2 protein-coding genes are annotated in these 3,506 nt (G+C 23.6%); one reads left to right on the top strand and one right to left on the bottom strand.

The window, feature by feature from the left end; translation table 11 throughout:
• Positions 1-539: 539 nt before the first annotated feature.
• Positions 540-2,171 carry a DUF6398 domain-containing protein gene (locus tag MBFIL_RS03265; protein ID WP_066971464.1) on the top strand — a complete coding sequence of 544 codons (1,632 nt, stop codon included), beginning with the start codon at positions 540-542 and terminating at the stop codon, positions 2,169-2,171.
• Positions 2,172-2,176: 5 nt separating this feature from the next.
• Here the strand turns inward: MBFIL_RS03265 and MBFIL_RS03260 are convergent, their stop codons facing one another.
• Positions 2,177-3,148, bottom strand: a complete 972-nt coding sequence (locus tag MBFIL_RS03260; protein ID WP_066971462.1) for an arsenic resistance protein — start codon at positions 3,146-3,148, stop codon at positions 2,177-2,179.
• Positions 3,149-3,506: the final 358 nt, after the last annotated feature.

Below are 3,506 nucleotides of genomic sequence, written 5' to 3'. Positions count from 1 at the left end.
GACACACAAGACTAACAATATCAAGAATAAAAAACATGCTAAAAGAAAAATAAGAATATAAACAAAAAACATCACAACATTACACACTACATATCTAACATGAAAAATCCTTAACTTAACAGCTGTGGGATTAATAGGGATTAATAGCTAATTCATTGAATTCTTGTTTTTAATTAAGTTTAATTCTTTAATTTTTATTTTATTCTTTAATTTTTAATACTATTATTTATTAGCTGAATTTTAGCATAAAATTACTAAATACATATTTATTAATTATTTAATACTTGTTTGGCTATTTAATAGCTATTTTAATAGTTCTTGTAAACATTATATTGGAATTTTTAAATATAAAACTACAAAAGTAATAAAGTTTAAGGTTAAATTAATTGAAAGCTATTGAAAGCTTAAGATATTTATTTTTATAATAATAAATTTTTAATGATAGTTATGATAGTTGTTTTATAAAGCTTATTTTATAGAAATAATTTATTATTAATTTAAATTAAATATAACTATTAACAGGATAATATGGTGTTTTCATGTCTAAAGAAGAGATTAAAGTTAAAGAAACTCAGTTAATAGGAATGGTGGAATCATTTGCTAAAGAGTATATTAATGAAGAATATGCTGAACTTTCTGTAAACCTTGTAAAAAAATTAGGACGAAAGAGAGAAGTACCATTTAAAAGAGGTAAACTTGATATATGGGCAAGTGGAGTTATTTATGCTCTTGGTCAGGTAAATTTTTTATTTGATAAATCATTTAAGCCACATGTTACTCCAGATGAAATATGTGGATATTTTAACACTAAAAAAAGTACTGTAGGTGATAAAGCAAGAACAATAAGAGAAATGCTTAAATTAGACAATAGTAAAGAATTCACTACAAAACATATGATTAATGTAAAGGAAGATGAAGAGATAATAAGAAATGTATTAACTAAAATGGTAAATGATAAGAATAATGAAGAAGATATGGGATCTTTAATTGCCATGCTTTCAAAACTCAGTTTAAATAATAATGATTTGGATATTGATGAAAATATGGATTATGATGCCTTAGATCAAGGGGATTCACAGAATTTTGTTTATGATTTTATTTATGTCGATGGTGTAGTAATTTCTCATGATTTAACATTAGGAGATTTAAAAGATAATAATATTAGTTTAGATAATATTGATTTTAAGGATAAAAAAGTTATTGGACAGTTAGATATTATATTTGAAGAATTCACGGATCTTTTAATAGGAGATTATGATGAATTTGAAGATAATAGGATTAAATTTTTTGATTTAAAACAAGAATTTTATAAAAAAACACTTTTACAAAGAGGTACAGATGATCAAATAGAAGAACACACAATTCCATATATTAAAGAATTTTTAGATGACATTAATAATGCTATTAATTTATTTACAAATCTCTGTAATGATTTAAAAAAGTTACCTAAAGAATATTTAAATAATTTAGAACATTTTGAAGGTTTAAATGTCGAAATTAAAAGAGTACTAAATACTTTAGATAATATTCTTGAAGAGGCTGAAAATTTCTTAAAAGAGCTTGAAAAAGAGTACTTTGGGTACTATGATGAAATCGACAAATATATTAGAAATATTGATGAAGCATATGTTGAATATTATGATGCATTAGATGAGCTAGGAAGTGAAATAAATAAAAAATATGGGGTTAATTTTAAAGATGCTAATATGGGATTAATATCTGAAGAGGAATTAATAGATGTAACTAATAAATTTTTTGAAGTTATAGGATATTTTAGTCAAAAATTTGATATTGCAATAGAAAAATATAACGAAGATAAGATATATAATGAGGAATTTAAAGAAATTGCATTGGAAGATATTGAAGTTGAAAGTAAAATTCGAGAAGTAGATTTTGATTTTATAATCAATGGATCCGAATCCAGATTAGATGTGTTTAATGATTTAAAAATAGAGTTAAATGAATTAATAAATGAATTTACTAAATTAAATGGTATTTATGAAGGAATATGCACTCAAGAACAGCATAAAATACTAAATTTAGCTATTAAAAGATTACAAAATTCTTTAGAACTACTTGAAACATTTAAATCAGAAATAAATAACTTTAAAGTTAAACTTGAAAAAATTGAAGAAGATTCCTTTAACTATACTCATGATAGTAATGATTAGTTAATTTACCTATTTTCATTTTTACCTTTATTTAAAAGTAATAATAACTGAGAAACAATAGTTAAAATTGGCAGTTCTATTAATGGAGCTATTACAAGAGCTAAAGAAATCAGTGGATTGTTTGGAAACGCTACTACAGCAATAGCTAATGATATTGGAGAATTTCTAGCTAAGGTGGTAAGTGATAAGCTAACATATTCGTCATGCTTCATTTTACTAAACTTAGCAATGACTCTAACCAATAAAAAGTTTACTATGAAGAAAATTAAAAATGGAGTTAGTAATAATAAGATTACTCCTAAATTATGTGTTAAAAAATTTCCTTGAGATGCAAACATTGCAAAAATAGCTAAACTTAAAAATATGATTTGAATTGATTTAAAAAAGCCCAAAATTTTTTTATCTAATGATTTTTTAATGAATTTCTCTTTTGATAAAATATATCTACCTATTTGAGCAAGTAAAAATGGTAGAATTATTATATATATTATACTCTCAAAGAGCATATTAATATCAAATCCACCATTAACACCTGTAAATAATAATAGATAAACTGGCAATAGTACAATTTGAAGTATTAAATTTAAAGGTAAAGTAGAAAAGCCCAGAGGCACATTTCCTTTAGCCATATCTGTAAACATGAGGTACCAGTCAGTGCATGGAGTTACAAGTAACATTATAAATCCAATCCATAACTGAGAATTGTTACTTAAAAACATATATCCTAATATATATGCTAAAATTGGTGTCCAGATAAAATTAATAATTAAACTAAATGTTGTAAATCTAAAATTAGATAAGCTTTTTTTAAAATCTTTAAGAGGAATATTAATAAATATCGCGAAAAGCATTAAAAACAAAAAAGGCATGATAATATAACCTGCTCCTTTTGAAATTATGGCTATTTGACCTAGTAGTAACCCAAATAAAATAGCTATAAATATAATTAGTGATTGGAGCTTTTCTAAAGTACTCATTTGATTTCCTCAATATTGCTATTTATCTTAATAATTTTCTTTGATATGCCTAATAAGAAATATTTATAATTTGTTTAACCTAACAATATCATTAGGTCTTGATATCATTTCATAGGTCGTTCAACGATTATTTTTGTAAAAATAGGTATTTATAGTTTAACAATTAATATGATAAAATGAGAATAAATAATAATAAAAGTAATAAATCTAATATGTTAGATAATGTAAAGATATAGTACGATACCTATTTTTTGACAATATTTATATAGTATAAAATATATAATATTGGTATATGAGTAAAGATTCTAAAGAAGTAGTGGTGCGTCATATTAGTTCTACTGAGCTTAATGATTTGATT

This window comes from Methanobrevibacter filiformis (genome assembly GCF_001639265.1).
Classification (GTDB): Archaea; Methanobacteriota; Methanobacteria; order Methanobacteriales; family Methanobacteriaceae; genus Methanacia; species Methanacia filiformis.
This window is presented reverse-complemented; position numbering and strand designations above follow the sequence as displayed.